Here is a 21,057-nt window from a genome sequence, read left to right on the forward strand (position 1 = left end):
AGGGTTGAAGGCGAAAACCTCTTCAGATCGAGAAAGTCGGCACAGGGTGCCGCGAAAAGGGGCACCCGGTGCCTTGTTTTCGCAGGTGAGGGCGGTTTTCTGAGGGGGCGCGCGCACGGATGAGCGGGTGTACGGGCACGGGCGAGGAGGTGTACGGGCACGAAGAAGCGGGCCCCGGAAGGGACCCGCTCAGGGGGAGGGGGCGGCGTCAGGCGCGCGGCGCGCAGCCCAGGACGTGCGCCTTCACCAGGGCGCCGATGTTCGGATCGCCCCGCCGGAAGGCCTCCACCAGGTCCTGGTGCTCCTCCGCGTACGACTTCTGGACCGTCCCCAGCCAGCGGATCGAGAGCGCCGTGAAGACCTCGATGCCGAGCGTCTCCCAGGTGTGCAGCAGCACGGCGTTCCCCGCGGCCTTCACCAGCTCCCGGTGGAAGGCCACCGTGTGCCGCACCTGCGCCGTCCCGTCCGAGGCCGCGTCCGCTTCGTACAGGGCCGCCACGTGCGGCTCCAGGGCCGAGCAGTCCGCCGAGAGGCGTCCGGCCGCCAGCTCGGCCGCGATCTGCTCCAGACCGGCCCGCACGGGGTAGCTCTCCTCCAGGTCGGCCGCGGTGAGGTTGCGGACCCGGACGCCCTTGTTGGGCGCCGACTCGATCAGCCGCAGCGACTCCAGCTCGCGCAGCGCCTCGCGGACCGGGGTCTGGCTGACCTCCAGCTCGGTCGCGATCCGGCGCTCCACGATCCGCTCGCCCGGCTTCCAGCGGCCGCTGACGATCCCCTCCACGATGTGCTCGCGGATCTGTTCGCGCAGCGAGTGGACGACGGGGACGGTCATGAAGGGCTCCTCGGGGAGTGTTGACCCTTAGACAATACGGCGGCGCCCCCGTCCGGAAACACTTCCGGACGGGGGCGCCGCAGGTGAGGCTCGTTACGTTGCGGTCGGGCCGGAGCCCGCCCGCACGCGACTACAGGCCGAGGTCGACCTCGAACTCGCCGGCCTCCAGGATCGCCTTGACGGCCGTCAGGTAGCGGGCGGCGTCGGCGCCGTCCACCAGACGGTGGTCGTAGGACAGCGCGACGTACGTCATGTCGCGGATCGCGATCGTCTCGCCCAGGTCCGGGTGGTCGATGACGACCGGACGGCGCACGGTGGCGCCGATGCCCAGGATGGCGACCTGGTTCGGGGGCACGATGATCGTGTCGAACAGCGCGCCGCGCGAACCGGTGTTGGAGATGGTGAAGGTCGCGCCGGCCAGGTCGTCCGGCGTGATCTTGCTGGCGCGCACGGCGCCGGCCAGCTCCGCGGTCTTCTTCGAGATGCCGGCGATGTTGAGGTCGCCCGCACCCTTGATGACCGGGGTCATCAGACCCTTCTCGGAGTCCACCGCGATACCGATGTTCTCGGTGTCGAAGTAGGTGATCGTGCCCTCGTCCTCGTTGATCCGGGCGTTGATGACCGGGTGGGCCTTCAGCGCCTGGGCCGCCGCCTTCACGAAGAACGGCATCGGGGAGAGCTTGACGCCCTCACGGGCGGCGAAGGCGTCCTTGGCGCGGGCGCGCAGCTTCATCAGCTTGGTGATGTCGACCTCGACGACCGAGGTGAGCTGGGCCTGGCCGTGCAGCGCCTTCATCATGTTGTCGCCGATGACCTTGCGCATGCGGGTCATCTTGACGGTCTGGCCGCGCAGCGGGGAGGACTCCGGCGCGGGAGCCTTCGGCGCGGCGGCGGCGGCCGGGGCGGCGGCCGGAGCCTGGGCGGCCTTCTTGGCCTCGGCGGCCGCGAGGACGTCCTGCTTGCGGATGCGGCCGCCGACGCCGGAGCCCTTGACGGAGCCCAGGTCGACACCGTTCTCGGTGGCGAGCTTGCGGACCAGCGGGGTCACGTAGGCGCCGTCCTCCGAGGACGCGGCGGGAGCCGCCGGGGCCGGGGTGGACGGGACCGGGGTGACCACGGCCGGGGCGAGGGACGGCGCGGCCTGGGCCGGAGCGGCCGGAGCCGGGGCCTGGGCGGCCGGAGCCGGAGCGGCGGGAGCGGCCGGGGCGGGCGCCGGGGCCGGAGCCGCGGGGGCCTCCTCCTGCTTCGGGGCCGCGGGGGCCTCCTCCTGCTTCGGGGCCGGAGCGGCCTCGGGGGCCGGGGCCTCCTGCGCCGGGGCGGCGGCCGGAGCCGAGCCCGCGGCACCGATGACGGCCAGCTTGGCGCCGACCTCGGCGGTCTCGTCCTCGTTGACGACGATCTCCAGGAGGACACCGGAGGCCGGGGCGGGGATCTCGGTGTCGACCTTGTCCGTGGAGACCTCGAGCAGCGGCTCGTCGGCCTCGACGGTCTCGCCGACCGACTTCAGCCAGCGGGTCACGGTGCCCTCGGTGACGGACTCGCCCAGGGCGGGCAGCACGACGTCGGTGCCCTCGGCGGAACCGCCGCCGGAGGCGGCCTCGGCCGTCGGGGCCGGGGCGGGCTGCTCGGTCTCGGTGGACGGCTCGGCCTGCGGGGCCTCCGGAGCCGGGGCCTCCTGCGCCGGAGCGGACTCGGCGGCCGGGGCCTTGGCCTCGGCGGAGTCGCCGGAGCCGTCGTCGATGATGGCCAGCTCGGCGCCGACCTCGACCGTCTCGTCCTCGGCGACCTTGATGGAGGCCAGGATGCCCGAGGCGGGGGCGGGGATCTCGGTGTCGACCTTGTCGGTCGAGACCTCGAGCAGCGGCTCGTCGGCCTCGACGCGCTCGCCCTCGGCCTTGAGCCAGCGGGTGACGGTGCCCTCGGTGACGCTCTCGCCGAGCGCCGGCAGGGTTACGGAAACCGACATGGTTTCAGTTGCTCCTAACGAATTGCGGAAAGTGGTCGTCGCGCCCTGTGATGACGTGAGCGTCAGTCGTGGGAGTGCAGCGGCTTGCCGGCCAGGGCCAGGTGGGCCTCGCCGAGCGCCTCGTTCTGCGTCGGGTGGGCGTGGATGAGCTGCGCGACCTCGGCCGGCAGCGCCTCCCAGTTGTAGATGAGCTGCGCCTCGCCGACCTGCTCGCCCATGCGGTCACCGACCATGTGGACGCCGACCACGGCACCGTCCTTGACCTGGACGAGCTTGATCTCGCCCGCGGTCTTCAGGATCTTGCTCTTGCCGTTGCCCGCGAGGTTGTACTTCAGGGCCACGACCTTGTCCGCGCCGTAGATCTCCTTGGCCTTGGCCTCGGTGATGCCGACGGAGGCGACCTCGGGGTGGCAGTACGTCACCCGCGGCACGCCGTCGTAGTCGATCGGGACGGTCTTCAGACCGGCCAGGCGCTCGGCGACGAGGATGCCCTCGGCGAAGCCGACGTGCGCGAGCTGGAGGGTCGGGACGAGGTCGCCCACGGCCGAGACCGTCTCCACGTTGGTGCGCATGTACTCGTCGACCAGGACGTAGCCGCGGTCCATGGCGACGCCCTGCTCCTCGTAGCCCAGACCGGCGGAGACCGGGCCGCGGCCGATGGCGACCAGGAGGACCTCGGCCTCGAAGGTCTTGCCGTCGGCCAGGGTGACCTTCACGCCGTCGTCGGTGTACTCGGCGGACTGGAAGAAGGTGCCGAGGTTGAACTTGATGCCGCGCTTGCGGAACGCGCGCTCAAGGAGCTTCGAGCTGTTCTCGTCCTCGACCGGCACCAGGTGCTTCATGCCCTCGATGACGGTGACGTCGGTGCCGAAGGACTTCCACGCCGAGGCGAACTCGACGCCGATGACGCCGCCGCCCAGGATGATCGCGGACTCCGGGACCCGGTCCAGGGTCAGCGCGTGGTCCGAGGTGATGATCCGGTTGCCGTCGATCTCCAGGCCGGGCAGCGACTTCGGCACGGAGCCCGTGGCGAGGAGGACGTGACGCCCCTGGACGCGGCGGCCGTCCACGTCGACGGAGGTCGGGGAGGAGAGGTGACCCGTGCCCTCGATGTAGGTCACCTTGCGGGAGGCGACGAGACCCTGGAGGCCCTTGTAGAGGCCCGCGATCACGTCGTCCTTGTACTTGTGCACGCCCTTGATGTCGATGCCCTCGAAGGAGGCCTTGACACCGAACTGCTCCGCCTCGCGCGCCTGGTCGGCGACCTCGCCGGCGTGGAGCAGGGCCTTCGTCGGGATGCAGCCGTTGTGCAGGCAGGTGCCGCCGAGCTTGTTCTTCTCGATCAGTGCGACGTCCAGGCCCAGCTGCGCTCCGCGCAGCGCCGCGGCGTAACCGCCGCTACCGCCGCCGAGGATCACTAGGTCGAAAACGGTGCTGGCGTCGTTCGCCACGTCACGTCCTCCATGCATGTGCGCTCGTCGCCGGTCGTCCATGACCGGGCGGCGGCTGGTGTTCGGCCGCTATATTTTCGGCCCTGTGATGGGGGCCCTGTCCTGCCGAGAACCCATCTTCGCACTTGTTGACGGATGGCGGGACGCGGGGCCGTTCTCCGAGACGGCCGATCGACCGTACGGAGGGTCCCGGACGGGCGGGAACGCGACGGGGACGGCCCCGGGCACGCAGCCCGGGGCCGTCCCGTCACGCGGGGTCACACGGTGCTCAGAGCTCGCCCTCGGCGGCCCGCTCGGCCAGGCGCACCAGGGTGCGGACCGAGGAGCCGGTGCCGCCCTTGGGGGTGTAGCCGTACGGGGCGCCCTCGTGGTAGGCCGGGCCCGCGATGTCCAGGTGGGCCCAGGCGATGCCCTCGCCCACGAACTCCTGGAGGAAGAGGCCGGCGACCAGGCCGCCGCCCATCCGCTCGCCCATGTTCGCGATGTCGGCGGTGGGGGAGTCCATGCCCTTGCGCAGGTCCGCCGGGAGCGGCATCGGCCAGGACGCCTCGCCGACCTCCTCCGCGATCTCGTGGATCGTGGAGCGGAACTCGTCGTCGTTGGCCATGATGCCGAAGGTGCGGCTGCCGAGCGCCATCATCATCGCGCCGGTCAGGGTCGCCACGTCGACGATCGCGTCCGGGTTCTCCTCGGAGGCGCGGGTCAGCGCGTCGGCCAGGACGAGGCGGCCCTCGGCGTCGGTGTTCAGGACCTCGACGGTCTTGCCGCTGTACATGCGCAGCACGTCGCCCGGGCGGGTGGCGGAGCCGGACGGCATGTTCTCGGCGAGCGCCAGCCAGCCGGTGACGTTGGCCTCCAGGCCGAGGCGGGCCGCGGCGACGACGGTGGAGAACACGGCGGCGGCGCCGCTCATGTCGCACTTCATCGTCTCGTTGTGGCCGGCCGGCTTCAGGGAGATGCCGCCCGAGTCGTAGGTGATGCCCTTGCCGACCAGGGCGAGGGTCTTCTCCGCCTTCGGGTGGGTGTAGGCGACGCGGACCAGGCGCGGCGGGTTCTCCGAGCCGGCGCCGACGCCGAGGATGCCGCCGTAGCCGCCCTTGGCGAGCGCCTTCTCGTCGAGGACCTGGACCTTGAGGCCGTGCTCCTTGCCGGCGGTCTGCACCGTGGCGGCGAAGGCGGCCGGGGTCAGGTCGTTCGGCGGGGTGTTGATCAGGTCGCGGGCGCGGTTGATCTCCTCCGCGACGGCCTGGGCGCGCTCGGCGGCGGCCTTGTGGGCCTTGTCGCGCGGCTTGGCGCCGAGCAGGGCGACCTCGGCGAGCGGCCTCTTCGCGTCCTTGCCGACCTCCTGGTACGCCGTGAAGGCGTACGCGCCGAGCAGGGCGCCCTCCGCCACGGCGGAGACGGCCTCGGCCTCGGCGACCGGCAGGGCGAACGCGGCCTTCTTCGTGCCGAAGAGGGCGCGGGCGGCGGTGCCGGCGGCACGGCGCAGGGTCTCCGTGCCGAACGCCTCGCCGTCGGCGGGGGCACCGCCCAGGCCCACGGCCAGGACGACGGGGACCTTGAGACCGGCGGGGGCGGGCAGCTTGGTCGCCTCACCCTCGGCACCCGAGGCGCCCAGGGTCTCCAGGACGGCGGCGAGCCGGCCTTCGAAGGCCTTGTCCACGGCCTCGGCGCCCGGAGCGACGATCAGCTCCTTCCCGGACTTGGCGACGCCGACCACGAGGGCGTCGGCGCGCAGCGTCGCCGCGCCGGCAGTGCTGAGAGTGAGAGCAGTCACGGTGGTGAATTCTCGCTTCCATTGAGTTCTGTGGCGGTCGAGGGATGGGCCGACCGTGCCCGCCGCATCGTATTTCGGCCCGGAGAGCGCCGGGAACGAGCCTACGCTCGCTCACCCGGTTCGCTCACGGCGGCGTTGATTCACTCATCCGTGGTGTCTCTTTCATGTTTACCGGCCAGGATCGGGCGGCTCCCTTCACACTCGCCTCATTCACGCAAGGGCGACACCCTCGCCTTCGCGCCATCTGCAACATCTCCACAGGTTCGCCCGGTCCCGTCCCGGCCCGGCGCGGTCCTGCAGAGGGGGGAAACCACCGATGGACTCCGGCCGAATCCGTATGCCCGGGAACGCGTCCCGCACCGCCCCGGGCGCCCACGCCTCGCCCCGCACCGCGCCCCGCACGGCCCGGCTCGCGGCCCTCGCCGCCGCCGCGCTCGTCGCCACCGCCGTACCGTCCGCGCAGGCCGCCACCGCCCCGGAGCCCCGGATCGACCTCACCGTCCTCGTCGTCGACGACGGCGGCAGCGCGGTCGGGGCGATCACCGCCGAGCTGAAGGGCTCCGGCGTCCCGTACCGCCGGATCGACCTGAACGACCCGAACCGGCCGCTGGTGAACCAGGCCTTTCTCAGCGAGCCCTCCGACAGCGCGACCGGGCGGCCCCGCGCCAAGTACCAGGGCGTCGTCCTGCCCCACGAGACCGCCTTCGGCCCCGACTCCGCCGAGCAGGCCGCCCTCCAGGCGTACGAGCGGACCTTCGGGATCCCGCAGGTCGACGCCTACACCTGGTCGCACCCGGGCGTCGGCCTCGACTACACGAACGAGGGCGGCACGTCCGGCGTCCTCGACGGGGTCACCACCTCCGTCACCCCCGCCGGGAAGGCGGGCCCCTTCCGCTACCTCGCCGGATCGCTCACCTTCGAGGACAACGACCCGACGGTCGCCGAGAGCTACGGCTACGCGGGCCGCCCCCGCGCCGGCTACACCAGCTACCTCGACCTCCCCGTCGAGGGCGGCGGCCGGGCCAGCCTCGTCGGCGAGTACGCCACCGACGGGCGCCGCGAGCTCGTCGTCACCTTCGCCTACAACCAGTACCAGCGGCAGTTCCGGGCCCTCGCCCGCGGCATCGTCGCATGGCTCACCCAGGGCATCCACCTCGGCCAGAGCCGCAACTACCTCTCCGTCCACGTCGACGACGTCTTCGCCCCCGACGCCCGCTGGGACCCCGCGCTCGACTGCACCCCCGGCGACTTCGACTGCGCCGGCGACGACGGCGAGGGCGCGAACCCGATCCGCATGACCGTCGAGGACGCCCAGTACGCCGCCGCCTGGCAGAAGACCTCCGGCTTCACCCTCGACATGGTCTACAACGGCGGCCAGGGCGAGCAGTGGAAGACCGAGCACGGCGGCGCCGACCCGCTCACCGACCGGCTCGTCGCCGACCGCGCCCAGTACCGGTGGATCAACCACACCTACACCCACCCCTTCCTCGGCTGCGTCCAGGACACCACCGTCGTGCCCTGGCGGTGTGCCGAGGACGCCAGGGGCGCCACCCTCTGGGTCGGCCGCGCCGAACTGTCCGCGCAGATCCGCGACAACCACGACTGGGCCGTCCGCAAGGGCATCGCGGTCGACCGCTCCGAGCTCGTCACCGGCGAGCACTCCGGCCTGAAGACCCTGCCCCAGCAGCCCGTCGACAACCCGAACCTCGCCGGCGCGCTCGCCGACAACGGCGTGAAGTGGACCGGCAGCGACAACTCCCGCGAGCCGCAGCAGCGCACGGTCGGGACCGCGACCGGCGCCGCGAAGACCGTGCCCCGGCACCCCATGAACGTGTACTACAACGTGGGCACCGCCGCCGAGATGGCCGACGAGTACAACTGGGTCTACACCGCCCGCGCCGACGGCGGCAGCGGCATCTGCGAGTCCAACCCCGCCTCCACCTGCCTGCCCGCCCCGCTGCCCGTCGCCACCGGCTACGCCGACCACATCGTCCCGCAGGAGGCGCGCACCGCGCTCTCCCACGTCCTCGGCAACGACCCGCGCCCGCACTACGTGCACCAGTCCAACCTGGCCGAGGAGCGGCTCCTCTACCCCGTCCTCGACCGCGTACTGGCCGACTACCGGGGCCTGTTCGCGCCCTCCGCGCCGCTGGTGAACCCGGCCCAGCGGGACGTCGGCACCGAGCTGACCCGCCGCGCCGCCTGGGACCAGGCCCTCGCCGCCGGAAAGGTCACCGCCTACCGGATCGGCACCACCGTCACCGTCAAGGCCCCCTCCGGCGTCACCGCGCCCGTGACCGCCCCCGAGGGCACCCGCAAGAAGCTGCTCCTCGGCACCACCGCCTTCGGCACGGCCTACGCCGGCGCCCGCTCCGCCTGGACCTCGCCCGAACTGCTCCAGAGCGCCGTCACCCTCACGATCCCGACCACCTGACCCAGTACGTTCCGGGGGGAACCGCACATGCCGAGCAGTGGCCGTCACGTCACCATGCTCACCGAAGGCACCTATCCGCACGTCCACGGCGGGGTCAGCACCTGGTGCGACCAGCTCGTCCGGGGCATGCCCGAGGTGGACTTCGACGTCCTCGCCCTCACCGGCAGCGGACGGGAGCCCGTCACCTGGGACCTGCCGTCCAACGTCGTCCGGCACACCGCGTTCCCCCTCTGGGGCCCGGCGCCCGCCCGCGCGCGCCGGGCCCCCCGGGGAGGGGAGCGCCGCCGCTTCCTCGACACGTACGAACGGCTCCTGCTCTCCCTGCTCGACCCGGGGACCGGCTACGACTTCGGCACGAGCCTGTACGAACTGGCCGCGCTCGCCCGGCGGGGACGGCTGACCGCCGCCCTGCGCTCCGAGGCCGCCCTGCGCTCCCTGATGTGGACGTGGAGCATGCCGCACCTGCCGACGCGCGCGGCCCGGCCCACCGTCCACGACGCCCTCACCGCCACCGACCTGCTCGAACACGCCCTGCGCCCGCTCGCCGTCCGGATATCCCCCGGCGGTGTGGCGCACGCCGTCTCCAGCGGCCTCGCCACGCTGCCGGCCCTCGCCGCGCAGCACTTCGAAGGGGTCCCCTTCCTGCTGACCGAACACGGCATCTACCTCCGCGAGCGGTACCTCGGCTACCGCACCGACACCCAGCCCTGGCCCGTCAAGGCCCTGATGCTCGCCTTCTACCGCGAGCTCAACACCCTCGGCTACCGCAAGGCCGACCTCATCACCCCCTGCAACCAGTACAACCGGCGCTGGGAGGAGCGCGGCGGCGCCCCCGCCGACCGCATCCGCACCGTCTACAACGGCGTCGACCCGGCCCTCTTCCCCGAGGCCGGCCCCGAGCCCGCCACCCCCACCCTCAGTTGGTGCGGACGCGTCGACCCCATCAAGGACCTGGAGACCCTGATCCGGGCGTACGCGATCTGCCGCGCCGAACTCCCCGCGCTGCGACTGCGGTTGTTCGGGCCGGTGCCCGCCGGGAACGAGGACTACCGGACCCGTCTGGAGAAGCTCGCCGCCGAACTGGGCGTCACCGACGGGGTCTCCTTCGAGGGCCGCGTCTCCGACGTGCCCTCGGCCTACGCGGCCGGCAGCGTGGTCGTGCTCTCCTCCATCAGCGAGGGCTTCCCCTTCTCCCTCATCGAGGCCATGTCCTGCGGCCGCGCCACCGTCTCCACGGACGTCGGAGGGGTGCGGGAGGCCGTCGGCGACACCGGACTCGTCGTCCCGCCCCGCGAACCGGCCGTCATGGCCGCCGCCCTCTCCGCCCTCCTGCGCGACGGCGCCCGCCGCGCCGAACTGGGCCGCCTGGCCCGGCAGCGGGTCGTCGACCGCTTCACCCTGAACCGCTCGGTGGACGGCTTCCGCCGGATCTACCGCGAACTCGCGGGCGCGGACTCGTCCCCCCGCCCCGACCCGCAGCCCTGGACGGTCCGGATCCCCGCCCCCCACCGCACCCCGGCGGACCTCGTGACGGGAGGCACCCCGGCGTGAGCGGCTCCCTGTGGCTGAAGCCCCCGAAGGAGGGGGCGACCCTCCCGGCGATCCCGAGACCCCGCCGGGAGGGGGCGCCGAAGACCCCGCACGTGTCGAAGACCCCGCACGTGTCGAAGACCCCGCACGTGTCGAAGGACCCGCACGTGTCGCAGACCCCGCACGCATCGAAGGACCCGCACGCATCGAAGTCCCCGCACGAGGAGAGCGCCCCGGACCCGGACCTCGCCCCCGACCCCCTCGACGCGCTCGCCGAGCGGCTCGACGGGTTCGTCGCCGCCGCCGTGCACCCCGACGAGGTGGCCGCGCTCCTGGAGTCCGACGGCATGACGGACGACCACATCCGGCTCGCCTACGGCCGCACCGACTCCTTCGCCCTCGCCGAGGACCTCTACGCGCGCGTGGCCCGGCGCCACCCCGCGCCCGAGGCGCCGCCCGCCGGGACCCGGTTCGACGGCCTCGCGCACTGCCTCCTGCGCGGACTCGTCTTCGCGCTGCCCGGACTCGCGTACGTCCTGGCCGCCCCGCTGCTCGCGGGGGAGCACGGCCGGTTCGGGCTGCCCGGCGGCACGGTCCCGCTGCTCGCCGGGGCCGTCACCGGCTGGGTCTGGAACCAGGCCCTGTCCCACCGCGCGTACACCTGGCTCGGCCTGGGCGACCGGCCCGCCGCCGCCCGCGCCCTGCTGGCCGGCGCGCCCCCGGGCGCCCTCGCCGGGACGGGCGTCGCCCTCGCGGTCGCCGCGCCCGGCGAGATACCGGCCGCCGTCTTCGCCGCGGGCCAGGCGCTCTACCTCGCCGCCGCGACCGTCCTCCTGGTCCTCGGCCGCGAACGGGCCCTGCTCGGCGCCCTGGTGCCGCTCGCCGGAGCCGTCCCCGCCTTCCGCTGGGACCTGCCCGACCCCCTGCGGACCGGTCTCCTCCTCGCCTCCCTCGCCGCGACCGCCGTCCTCGCCGCGCTCGCGCTCCGGCCGGGCCTCCCGCGGGCGGCGGCGGGCCGCGGCGGACCCCCGCGCGCGGCCTCGCTCCCGTACGGGCTCTTCGGCCTCGGCAGCGGCCTGCTCGTCCTGCACGCGGGCACCGGCACCACGCCGGTGAGCGGCGCGGGGGCCGTCGTCGCGCTCACCCTCTCCATGGGGCCCGCCGAATGGCTGCTGCACCGCTTCCGGGGCGAGAGCCTGACCCGGCTGCGGACCCTCACCACCGCCCGCGAGTTCCGGCGGGCGGTCACCGGCACCCTCGTCCTCTGCGTCGGCGGCTACCTCACCGTCCTCACCGCCCTCCTCCTCGCCGTCACCCTGCTCTGGCCGGGTGCGCCCCGGCCGGAGCCCCCGGACCTGCTCGCCCTGCTCCTCGTCGGGACCGCGCTCTGGCTCGGACTGCTGCTCCAGGCCTTCGGCGCGGTGCTCGGCGCCGCCACCGTCTGCCTGCTCGCGGCGGCCGCGCAGACCGCGCTGCCCGCGGCGGGCCCGGCGGCGACCGGGGGAGCGGCGGCCGTGCTCGCCGTCCTCACCTGTGTTCTGCTGGTACGACCGACCGCCCACCGCTAGGGGTGTCCTGTCGGCCGGGCCGGACGCCGCGAGCCCGGCACGATCGACAAGACACCCCCAATAAGGAACGCGATGACGACCCCGTCCCTCCTGGTGCCGTTCTACGAGCACCCGGCCGAACGCCCCGACGCCTGGGCGGCGCTCGTCGGCGCGGCGCCCTCCCTGTACGGCGTCGTCCTCAACCCGGCGAGCGGCGCGGGCCCGGCGCCCGACCCGGCGTTCGCCGACGCCGCCGGGAGGCTGCGCGCGGCCGGCGTCCGGGTCCTCGGCTACGTGGACACGGCCTACGGGCGCCGCCCGCACGCCGAGGTCGTCGGCGAACTGCTGCGCCACCGCGACTGGTACGCCGCCGACGGCGCCTTCCTGGACCAGGTGGCGACCGCGCCCGGCGCCCTCGCCCACTACCGCCGGATCGCGGTCGCCGCCCGGGCCGCCGGAGCCGCGACCCTGGTCTTCAACCACGGGGCCCACCCGGACCCCGGCTACGAGGCCCAGGCGGACCTGCTCGTCACCTTCGAGGGCCCCTGGGACACCTACCGCACCCTCGACCTGCCGGTCGCCGCCCACTACTGCCACCTGGTCTACGCCGCCCCCGCCGGGTTCCGCCCCGCCACCCCCGTGCACTGCGCGGTGCCCGGCGCGGGCACGCACCCCTGGGGCAGCCTCCCGCACCTCCCGGAGCCCGCCCGATGAGACGACTGCCGTTCCTGCTCGCGGGGCTGCTGCTCCTCGCCACCGCCTGCACGACGACGGCCCCCGACCCCGCCCCCGACGCCAAGCGGGCGCAGGAGCGCTGGCGGCCGGGGCCCGGCCTCGCCTGGCAGTGGCAGCTCAGCGGCCGGCTCGACCCGGCGGTCGACGTCCCCGTGTACGACATCGACGGCTTCGACCACCCGGCGTCCGCCGTGGAGGACCTGCACGCCCGGGGCCGCAAGGTGATCTGCTACCTCTCCACCGGCGCCTGGGAGGACTTCCGCCCCGACGCCGGCCGCTTCCCGAAGGCCGTGCTCGGCGGGGGCAACGGCTGGAAGGGCGAGCGCTGGCTCGACGTCCGCCGCACCGACGTCCTCGGCCCCCTGATGGCCGAACGCCTCGACATGTGCCGCGCCAAGGGCTTCGACGCCGTGGAACCCGACAACATGGACGGCTACAAGAACCGCACCGGCTTCCCCCTCACCGCCGCCGACCAGCTCCGCTACAACCGCCTGATCGCCCGCCTCGCCCACGAGCGCGGCCTCGCGGTCGGCCTGAAGAACGACCTCGACCAGATCCCGGAGCTCCTCCCGGACTTCGACTTCGCGGTCAACGAGCAGTGCGCCGAGTACGAGGAGTGCGACCGGCTCACCCCGTTCGTGCGGGCCGGCAAGGCGGTCTTCCACGTCGAGTACGAGCTGACGACGGACCGGTTCTGCCCGCGGTCCCGCAGGCTCGGCCTCAGCTCCATGCTCAAGAAGTACGAGCTCGGGGTCTGGCGCAGGCCCTGCTGAGGCCGGTCAGCCCAGCGTCAGCGCCACCAGGGCCGCCGTCGCCGCCGCCTCCTCCACCGCGCCGAACACGTCGCCCGTCACCCCGCCGAAGCGCCGCACGCACCGGCGGAGCAGCAGCGCCGCCGCGCCCAGGGCGGCGCCGGCCGCCAGGACGTTGCGGACCGCGTCGTACGGCGAGAGCAGCAGGCCCGCCCCGGCGGCCAGGACCAGGAAGGCGGCCGTCACCAGCGTCGCGGAGCGGACCGGGACCGTCGCGGCGACGATCGCGCCGAGCCCCTCGGGGCGGGCCGCCGGGACGCCGTGGCGGGAGGCGTGGGTGAGGGCGAGGCGGGCGGCGGTGGCGGCGAGGACGGCGGCGACGGCGCCGTGCGCCCAGCCCTCCCCGTACAGGTGGAAGAGCGCGGCGACCTGCGCGAACAGGACGAGGACCACGGCGATCACACCGAACGGGCCGATGTCCGACTGCTTCATGATGCGCAGCGCGTCCTCGGCCGGCTTGGCGCTGCCGAGGCCGTCGGCGGTGTCCGCGAGGCCGTCGAGGTGGAGGCCCCGGGTGAGGACGGCGGGAACGGCGGCGGTGACGACGGCCGCGAGCAGCGGACCCGAGCCGAGCAGCAGGAAGGCCGAGCCGAGCGCGGCGGAGGCCAGGCCGACGGTCAGCCCGGCGAGCGGGGCGCAGAGCATGCCGGCGCGCGCCGCGTCCCGGTCCCAGCGGGTGATGCGGGCGGGGAGCACCGTGAGGGTGCCGAAGGCGAAACGCAGGCCGTCCATCCGGGCAGGGTAATCGCCGGTTCCGGACGGTAGATTGCGCATACCGCGCATTTCGGAAGGGGGTGGCATGGGTCACTGGTTCTCGCGGAACATCCTCGAACCGGGGAAGCTCCCGCTGCTCCTCGCCCTGACCTCATTTGTCGTGACGTTCCTGGTCACCCGGACCATCACCCGCCTCATCCGGGCGGGGAAGGGCCCGTTCGGAAACGTCTCCTCGGGCGGGCTCCACATCCATCATGTCGTGCCCGGCGTGGTCCTCTCCGTGATCGGCGGCTTCGGCGCGGTGGGGAGCGGCCGGCACGGCGTCGGCGCGGCCGTCTTCGCCGTCGTCTTCGGGATCGGCGCGGGGCTCGTCCTGGACGAGTTCGCGCTGATCCTCCACCTCGACGACGTGTACTGGAGCGAGGACGGCCGCAAGAGCGTCGAGGTGGTCGTGCTCACCGCGGCCCTGGTCATGCTCGCCCTGAGCGGCTTCTCGCCGCTCGGCGTGAACGACGTGTCCGAGGACGAGCGCCAGGACCGGGCGACCTTCATCGTCACGATCGTGCTCAACTTCCTCTTCATCCTGGTCAGTCTGGTGAAGGGGAAGTTCCGGATGGCCGTGATGGGGGTCTTCGTGCCCTTCGTGGCGATCGTCGGCGCCGTCCGGCTCGCCCGCCCCGGCTCCTGGTGGTCCAAGCGCTTCTACCGCCGCCGCCACCGGGCCAGGGCCCGCTCCCGGCTCCGCACGTACCGCCACGACCGGCGCTGGACCAAGGTCCGCCGCCGCTTTCAGGACCTGATCGGCGGCTTCCAGGAGCGCGTCTCGGGGCCCGGCTCGGCCCCGCCCTGACGCCGCTCGCGCCGGGCCAGGACCGCGATCAGGACGAGGACGGCGGCGATGGCCGCCAGGTGCTCCTTGCCCGCCAGGTTCGGCTTGATCGCGACCTCCACGACCATCGCGAGGACGACCAGGCCGCCGGTCCAGTGGGCGCGGTAACGCCAGCAGACGTAGACGGCGAGGCCCACGACGGCCGCCGACGGGCCGGTGTCGACCACCAGCGCGTCGGAGGCCGGCAGGCCGAAGGGGCTGTCCGGGCCGATCGCGATGCCCACGCGCGCGTAGAGCGTGCCGGCCAGCGTCGCCAGATAGGCGACGGCGAGCGTCCGCCACCGGCCGAGGCAGATCTCGGCGATCCCGAACACGAGCAGCACCTGCGCGAGGGCGCCCCAGACGGGCAGGTCGAGCGCGGGCACGAAGAGCGAGAGGGGGGTGCGGAGCAGCGCGAGCCAGAGCGGGTCCTCGGCCCGGACGAAACCGATGTCGTGGACCGGCCCGTAGCCCCAGTCCTGGTTCTGCACGAGCTGGAACAGGGCCGTGAGGCAGACCGCCGCCAGCGTCATCGGTATCGCCCGCCACCTCTTCGTGACGAGCGCCGTCCGCACGGTGGTGAACAGCGGCCCCCACTCGCGGCGGGCGAACCGCCGGGTGCGCCCTCCCCGGCCGGGGAGGCCGCCCCGGCTTCCCCGGCCTCCCCGGGAGGACCCGCTCAACGCCCGCCCTCCAGGTGTCTGCGGTGCAGCCACTTCGGCAGCCCCGGGGCCTCCAGGAACCCTTCGGCCCGTCCGGCGGCCAGGCCGATGCGCAACAGGTCGGCGCTCTTCTCGAAGAGCATGAAACGGGGCTCCCAGATCGGTCGGTACTTGGCGTTGGCGCGGTACAGCGACTCGATCTGCCACCACCGGGAGAAGAAGCTGAGCAGCGAACGCCACATCCGCAGCACCGGCCCCGCCCCCAGCTTCGAGCCGCGTTCGAAGACGGAGCGGAACATCGCGAAGTTCAGCGAGACCTGAGTGATCCCGATCTCTCCGGCGCGCTGGAGGAGTTCGATGACCATGAACTCCATCAGGCCGTTCTCGGCCTCCCGGTCGCGGCGCATCAGGTCGAGCGAGAGGCCCCGCGGCCCCCACGGCACGAAGGAGAGCAGGGCCCGCAGTTCGCCCTGCCCGTCGGTGCACTCCAGCATCACGCAGCGGCCGTCCCCGGGGTCGCCGAGCCGGCCGAGCGCCATCGAGAAGCCGCGCTCGGTCGCCCCGTCCCGCCAGTCGTCCGCCTTGCGCACCAGCGCGTCCATCTCCTCGGCGGGGATGTCCTCGTGGCGCCGGATCCGCACCTCGTACCCGGCCCGCTTGACCCGGTTGAAGGCCTGCCGGACCGTCCGCATGGCCCGCCCGTCGAGCGTGAACTCGCCGGTCTCCACGATGGCCTCGTCACCCAGCTCCAGGGCGTCCAGGCCGTGCCGGGCGTAGATCACCCCGGCCTCCTCGCTCGCGCCCATCACCGCCGGGATCCAGCCGTGCTCGCGCGCCTCGGCCAGCCAGGGTTCGATGGCGCCCGGCCAGGCCTCGGGGTCCCCGATCGGATCGCCGGAGGCCAGCGAGACCCCGCCGACCACCCGGTAGGCGACGGCCGCCTTCTCGCTCGGCGACCACACCACGCTCTTCTCGCGGCGCAGCGCGAAGTAGCCGAGCGAGTCGCGGTCCCCGTACTTGTCGAGCAGGGTCCGCAGCCGCCTCTCGTCCTCCTCGGTCAGCGGGTCGACGGCCCGGCGGGAGCGGAAGGCGGCGAGGAGCACCGCGAAGAGCAGCAGCGTGGACAGGACGTTGATGGTGACGTCCACCCAGCCGGGGGTGTCGATCCCGGTGAAGCGCGAGTCGTCGGAGGCCAGCGTGACCAGGCGCATCAGGCCGTAGCGCCAGCGGTCCAGGAAGGTGGAGTGGCCGGAGGAGGTGTTGGTGACGGTCACCAGGACGGCGGCGAGCAGCGAGGTGACGAGCAGTCCGCCGACCGCCACGGCCGCGGCGAGCAGCGGGTTGGAGCGGTCGCCCTTCGCGTAGAACTCCTTGCGGCCGAGCAGCAGCGCGAGCACGAACGCGGCGGTCAGGACCAGCGAGACCCAGTTCTGGGCGTGCTGCCGGATCTCCGGGAAGAACATCACCAGGGCGAAGAGCAGCAGGAAGAGCCCGCCGAGCACCAGGTTGAGGATCCATGCCGCCCGCTTGCGGCGGCGCATGGTGATCGCCAGGAAGAGGGTGAAGACCCCCGAGGCGAAACCGGCCGTCAGCAGGTACGGCGTGAAGTAGTCGTCCTCGTTGTGCCGGCGCAGGTCCTGTCCGAACGAGACCCAGACGGCACCCAGGAAGTTGATGAACGTGACGACGCGCAGGTACCAGACGGCGAACGCGGCGCTGCGCCGCGAACGGGCGGTGGTGCCCCGGGGCGCTTCTTCGGCGGACAAACGGACCTCTCCCATGAAAAGCGATCATATGGGGCACCGCTTGTCGCGCGGCGACGCCGGAGGCGGCCGCACGCGCGTCGCGTACGGCCGCCCCGGAGACGATCTGAATCCGCCGTGCTCCCCGTCAGGCCCCGGGAGTCCCCGGGGTCTCGCCGCCGTCGTCCGGAGTGGTCGGTTCCGGGCGCTCGGGCAGCTCCGCGGCGAGCGCCGCCGCGGCCTGGACCAGGGGAAGCGCGAGCAGTGCCCCGGTTCCCTCACCCACATGGACGCCGTGGTCGAGCAACGGGTTGAGCGCCATCCGGTCCCATGCCTTCGCCTGCGCCGGCTCGCCGCTCACCTGGCCCGCCAGCCACCAGTCCGGCGCCCGGAACGCCGCCCGCTGCGCCACGAGCGCGCAGGCCGCCCCGACCACGCCGTCCAGGATCACCGGCATCCGCCGCACCGACGCCTGGAGCAGGAAACCGGTCATGGCCGCCAGGTCCGCGCCGCCGACCGCCGTGAGCAGCGCCGACTGGTCGCCGAGGACCGGCCGGGCCCGGCGCAGCGCGTCCCGGATCGCCGCGCACTTGCGCATCCACGCCAGGTCGTCGATCCCGGCGCCGCCCCGGCCGGTCACCACCGAGGCGTCCGTCCCGCACAGGGCCGCGACCAGGGTGGACGCCGGGGTCGTGCCACCGACGCTCAGGTCCCCGAGCACCACCAGGTCGGTGCCCGAGTCCGCCTCCTCGTCCGCGATCGCCACGCCGAGCCGGAGCGCGGCCGCGGCCTCCTCGGACGTCAGCGCGTTCTCCACGTCGATGCGGCCGCTGCCGCGCCGGATCCGGTGCCGCACGACCTCGGCGGGCAGCAGCTCCGGGTCGCAGTCCAGACCGGCGTCCACGACCCGCACCGGCACGTCCATCGACCGGGCGAGCACGGCCACCGGGCTCGCCCCGTCCAGGACCGCCCGCACCAGCTCGTGCGCGGTGCCGGCCCGGCGCCCCGACACGTCCAGCGAGGCCACCCCGTGGTCGCCCGCGAACAGGACGACCTTCGGCTGCTCGATCGCCCGCACCTTCACCGAGGCCTGCGCGGCGGACAGCCACTCGCCCAGCTCGTCGAGCCGCCCGAGCGCCCCCGGCGGCACCACGAGCCGCTCCCGGCGCTCCTCGGCGTCACGCCGTATCCCCCCGTCGGGGCGCTCGATCAGATCGGAGAAGTCGTCCAGGTTCACGGTTCCGCCTTGAGACACATCAGCCAGGGCCATCGGTGATCGCACCCTACCCGCGCAGTACGAGCGCCTGCCCCGCGACCACGAGCAGCACCTGCTCGCACTCGTCCGCGAAGGACGCGTTCAGCCGGCCCAGCTCGTCCCGGAACCGGCGCCCCGACGCCGTCGCGGGCACCACGCCCGAGCCGACCTCGTTCGTCACCGCCACCACCGTGCGGCGCGCCGCCCGCACCGCCGCCACCAGCTCCGCCGTCCGCTCCCGCAGCGCCTTCTCCCCGCCGTCCGCCCACGCCCCGTCGTCCCAGGCGCCGACCTCGTCCATGACGTGCGTCAGCCACAGCGACAGGCAGTCGATCAGGAGCGGGGGCCCGTCCTCCGCGAGCAGGGGCACGAGGTCGCAGGTCTCGGCGGTACGCCACGAGGACGGCCGCCGCTCCCGGTGCAGGCCCACCCGCTGCGCCCACTCCGGGTCCCCCTCCCGGGACCCGCCGGTCGCCACGTACAGCACCTCGGGGAAGGTCTCCAGCCGCCGCTCGGCCTCCACCGACTTGCCCGACCGGGCCCCGCCGGTCACCAGGGTCCGCCGGGGCACGTCCGGCACCTCGTGGTACTCGCCCGCGTACAGCGTCGCCCCGTCCGGCACCGCCCGCGCGCCCGCCGCCGCGAGCCGCCGGTCCAGCGCGGCGCCCGCCGGCGCGTCGTGGTCCAGGTGCGCCGCGATCACGTCCGTGGCCGGGCCGACGGCCCCGGTCGCCCGCAGCCGGGCGAGCCCGTCCGGACGGCCCGTCACATCGGCCACCACCACGTCGTACGGCGCCCGGTGGTCCTCGCCGAGCCCGGCCGGGGCGCCGCCCGGCGGCAGGTAGAGCAGCCGTTCGCCGTCCGGCGAGGTCACCTCGTAGCCGGTGCCGGGGGAGTCCATCGGCACCGCCCGCACCCGGTGTCCGCTGATGAGCGTCAACTCCCGTCCGTCCGGCACCCTCCCCGCCGTCGGCAGTCCGGCGGGGAGCTCCACGGCCGGTCCGTCGTGCGGATGCGTGAGCAGCACCTGCCGGACGCCCACGAGCGAGTGCCCCGACCGGGCCGCCGCGAGGGCGGCCCCCGGGGTCAGATCGAGCAGCAGGGCCCCGTCCACGAGCAGCGCGGTCGCGGCACGCGCGCGTGGCCCCCGGGAGAGCGCGCACACGGCGCAGGGGCAGTCGGGACGGGGGAGGCCGAGCGGGGCGCCGGTGCCGAGCAGAGTCAGTTCCACCCTCAGATCCTCCCGCGCCACCGCGAGGCGTGCGCGCCCGGCTACGCTGCGGGCAGGAAACCGATCATCCGGTGAGCGCCAGGAGGCGGACATGGCATGGACGTGGCGGTTCGAGAAGTCCGACGGCACCGAGGTCGAGCCGGTGGTGACACCCGAGGAGTTCACCACCCAGGGCGACGCGGAGAGCTGGATCGGCGAGCACTGGCGTGACCTCCTGAGCGGCGGCGCCGACCAGGTCACCCTCTCGGAGGACGGCACGAAGATCTACGGCCCGATGCCCCTGAACGCGGAGGGCTAGGGCACCCGGCGCCGGGGAGGGGGGTGCGGGGCCTTCGGGCCCGGCACCCCCCTTTCGCGTCGGCTACATCTCGCCCAGCACGACCTCGGTCTTCTCCGTCTCCGTGCCCCGCACGTACGTCACCGCCACCTTCTCGCCCGGCTTCCGCGAGGCCAGTGCCTCCGACAGGGAGGTGATCGTGGTGATGTCGGCGTCGCCGAGCCGGGTGATCACGTCGCCCGGCTTCAGGCCCGCCTCGCCCGCCGCCCCGTTCGCCGGCGCCTCGACCACCGCGACGCCCGCCGGCTCGTAGTCGTCGTCCAGGACCGTGCGCCCGGTGATGTTCAGGGCCGCCCGGCCCGAGTCCGTCACCTTGCCGTCCTTGATGATCTGGTCCGCGACCGTCCGCACCATCGACGCGGGGATGGCGAAGCCGATGCCGGGCGCCGAACCGCCGCCCAGCTCCGGGTCGGACGCCGCCAGCGTCGGGATGCCGACGACCTGGCCGTCGAGGTTCACTAGGGCGCCCCCGCTGTTCCCCGGGTTGATCGCGGCCGACGTCTGCACCATGTTCCCGATGGTCGCGCCCGTGCCGCCGCCGGCCCGCCCCTCGCTGACCGTCCGGCCGGTGGCCGAGACGATCCCCTGGGTCACGCTGCCGGAGAGGCCGAGGGGGGAGCCCATCGCGAGCACGATCTGCCCCATGTCGACCGTCGAGGAGTCCCCGAACTCCGCCGCCTTCAGCCCCTGCGGCACGGTCTCCAGGCGGATCACGGCGAGGTCCTGCTCGGGATAGGAGGAGACCAGCCGCGCCGTCACCGGCTGCCCGCCGGTGGCCGCCGTGACCTTGAAGCTCTTCTCCTGGCCGACCACGTGCGCGTTGGTGACCACGTGCCCCTTGGTGTCGTAGACGACCCCCGAGCCGAGGCTGTTCGCCGCGTCGATCTGCACGACCGACGGCAGGACGTCCTTGATGACGGCCCGGTAGTCGTCCTCCAGCTCGTTCGCGGAGCGCGGCGCCGCCGCCTGCGTCGACCGCCCGGGACCCGCCGCGTCCCCGGCGGAGGAGCAGCTCCCGACGAGCGCGGCGGCGCACGCCCCGGCGGTCAGCGAGAGGAGGAGACGACGGGTACGGGCGCGGGCGTGGGCACGGGATACGTCCATGTCCGGAGTATCCGTTCCGTCCCCGCCCCGGGCCCGGCGAGCGCACCCGATCAGGGGGCG

General features: G+C 73.8%; 17 protein-coding genes. 7 read left to right on the top strand and 10 right to left on the bottom strand.

Annotated features, from left to right (window positions below):
* Nucleotides 1-208 precede the first annotated feature (208 nt).
* From ACFYNX_RS08720 to ACFYNX_RS08735, 4 genes are all read right to left on the bottom strand, one after another.
* The gene (locus ACFYNX_RS08720) at nucleotides 209-832 is read right to left on the bottom strand and encodes a GntR family transcriptional regulator (RefSeq protein WP_125667234.1); all 624 of its coding nucleotides are present in this window, start codon (nucleotides 830-832) and stop codon (nucleotides 209-211) included.
* 130 nt (nucleotides 833-962) lie between these two features.
* Nucleotides 963-2,798, bottom strand: coding sequence for a 2-oxoglutarate dehydrogenase, E2 component, dihydrolipoamide succinyltransferase (sucB, locus tag ACFYNX_RS08725; RefSeq protein ID WP_388659124.1), 1,836 nt, complete (start codon nucleotides 2,796-2,798; stop codon nucleotides 963-965).
* A gap of 62 nt (nucleotides 2,799-2,860) precedes the next feature.
* The gene (lpdA, locus tag ACFYNX_RS08730) at nucleotides 2,861-4,249 is read right to left on the bottom strand and encodes a dihydrolipoyl dehydrogenase (protein WP_388659126.1); all 1,389 of its coding nucleotides are present in this window, start codon (nucleotides 4,247-4,249) and stop codon (nucleotides 2,861-2,863) included.
* 268 nt (nucleotides 4,250-4,517) lie between these two features.
* A complete protein-coding gene (locus ACFYNX_RS08735; RefSeq protein WP_388659129.1) occupies nucleotides 4,518-6,026 on the bottom strand; it encodes a leucyl aminopeptidase in 1,509 nt (502 codons plus the stop codon).
* 316 nt (nucleotides 6,027-6,342) lie between these two features.
* On the opposite strand from ACFYNX_RS08735, the gene ACFYNX_RS08740 reads away from it, so the two are divergent.
* The 5 genes from ACFYNX_RS08740 to ACFYNX_RS08760 all read left to right on the top strand — a co-directional run bounded on the left by ACFYNX_RS08740 (nucleotide 6,343) and on the right by ACFYNX_RS08760 (nucleotide 13,045).
* Nucleotides 6,343-8,460: a hypothetical protein gene (locus ACFYNX_RS08740; protein ID WP_388659132.1), complete on the top strand. Its 2,118-nt coding sequence runs from the start codon at nucleotides 6,343-6,345 to the stop codon at nucleotides 8,458-8,460.
* A 27-nt stretch (nucleotides 8,461-8,487) separates the two neighbouring features.
* Nucleotides 8,488-10,011, top strand: coding sequence for a GT4 family glycosyltransferase PelF (gene pelF / locus ACFYNX_RS08745; RefSeq protein ID WP_388659134.1), 1,524 nt, complete (start codon nucleotides 8,488-8,490; stop codon nucleotides 10,009-10,011).
* Nucleotides 10,008-11,558 (top strand): hypothetical protein, encoded by a 1,551-nt coding sequence (locus tag ACFYNX_RS08750; RefSeq protein ID WP_388659137.1) that lies wholly within the window; start codon nucleotides 10,008-10,010, stop codon nucleotides 11,556-11,558. The genes pelF and ACFYNX_RS08750 overlap by 4 nt, the downstream gene beginning before the upstream one ends.
* A 72-nt stretch (nucleotides 11,559-11,630) precedes the next feature.
* Nucleotides 11,631-12,251, top strand: a complete 621-nt coding sequence (locus ACFYNX_RS08755) for a spherulation-specific family 4 protein (RefSeq protein WP_388659139.1) — start codon at nucleotides 11,631-11,633, stop codon at nucleotides 12,249-12,251.
* On the top strand, nucleotides 12,248-13,045 hold the full coding sequence (locus ACFYNX_RS08760; protein WP_388659142.1) for an endo alpha-1,4 polygalactosaminidase: 798 nt from the start codon (nucleotides 12,248-12,250) through the stop codon (nucleotides 13,043-13,045). Before ACFYNX_RS08755 ends, ACFYNX_RS08760 begins: the two co-directional genes overlap by 4 nt.
* A 6-nt stretch (nucleotides 13,046-13,051) precedes the next feature.
* On the opposite strand, the gene ACFYNX_RS08765 is transcribed toward ACFYNX_RS08760, so the two are convergent.
* Nucleotides 13,052-13,858 carry an adenosylcobinamide-GDP ribazoletransferase gene (locus ACFYNX_RS08765; protein WP_388659144.1) on the bottom strand — a complete coding sequence of 269 codons (807 nt, stop codon included), beginning with the start codon at nucleotides 13,856-13,858 and terminating at the stop codon, nucleotides 13,052-13,054.
* A gap of 25 nt (nucleotides 13,859-13,883) precedes the next feature.
* Here ACFYNX_RS08765 and ACFYNX_RS08770 point away from each other — a divergent pair, with 25 nt between their 5' ends.
* On the top strand, nucleotides 13,884-14,648 hold the full coding sequence (locus ACFYNX_RS08770; RefSeq protein WP_125663512.1) for a hypothetical protein: 765 nt from the start codon (nucleotides 13,884-13,886) through the stop codon (nucleotides 14,646-14,648).
* Here ACFYNX_RS08770 and ACFYNX_RS08775 read toward each other — a convergent pair.
* The 4 genes from ACFYNX_RS08775 to ACFYNX_RS08790 form a co-directional block, all read right to left on the bottom strand.
* On the bottom strand, nucleotides 14,588-15,253 hold the full coding sequence (locus ACFYNX_RS08775) for a hypothetical protein (protein ID WP_365550766.1): 666 nt from the start codon (nucleotides 15,251-15,253) through the stop codon (nucleotides 14,588-14,590). The two genes, ACFYNX_RS08770 and ACFYNX_RS08775, sit on opposite strands and share 61 nt — an antisense overlap.
* A 92-nt stretch (nucleotides 15,254-15,345) precedes the next feature.
* Nucleotides 15,346-17,109: a phosphatidylglycerol lysyltransferase domain-containing protein gene (locus ACFYNX_RS08780; protein ID WP_365550722.1), complete on the bottom strand. Its 1,764-nt coding sequence runs from the start codon at nucleotides 17,107-17,109 to the stop codon at nucleotides 15,346-15,348.
* Nucleotides 17,110-17,218: 109 nt separating this feature from the next.
* Entirely contained in the window at nucleotides 17,219-18,307 is a 1,089-nt protein-coding gene (gene cobT / locus ACFYNX_RS08785; protein WP_365550725.1) for a nicotinate-nucleotide--dimethylbenzimidazole phosphoribosyltransferase, read from the bottom strand.
* Nucleotides 18,308-18,353: 46 nt separating this feature from the next.
* Entirely contained in the window at nucleotides 18,354-19,556 is a 1,203-nt protein-coding gene (locus tag ACFYNX_RS08790; RefSeq protein ID WP_388659148.1) for a bifunctional adenosylcobinamide kinase/adenosylcobinamide-phosphate guanylyltransferase, read from the bottom strand.
* Nucleotides 19,557-19,647: 91 nt separating this feature from the next.
* Here ACFYNX_RS08790 and ACFYNX_RS08795 point away from each other — a divergent pair, with 91 nt between their 5' ends.
* Nucleotides 19,648-19,854: a hypothetical protein gene (locus tag ACFYNX_RS08795; protein ID WP_125663506.1), complete on the top strand. Its 207-nt coding sequence runs from the start codon at nucleotides 19,648-19,650 to the stop codon at nucleotides 19,852-19,854.
* A gap of 63 nt (nucleotides 19,855-19,917) precedes the next feature.
* Here the strand turns inward: ACFYNX_RS08795 and ACFYNX_RS08800 are convergent, their stop codons facing one another.
* Nucleotides 19,918-20,997: a S1C family serine protease gene (locus ACFYNX_RS08800; protein ID WP_388659150.1), complete on the bottom strand. Its 1,080-nt coding sequence runs from the start codon at nucleotides 20,995-20,997 to the stop codon at nucleotides 19,918-19,920.
* Nucleotides 20,998-21,057 lie beyond the last annotated feature (60 nt).

It is taken from the genome of Streptomyces sp. NPDC007872 (genome assembly GCF_042868165.1).
Classification (GTDB): Bacteria; Actinomycetota; Actinomycetes; order Streptomycetales; family Streptomycetaceae; genus Streptomyces.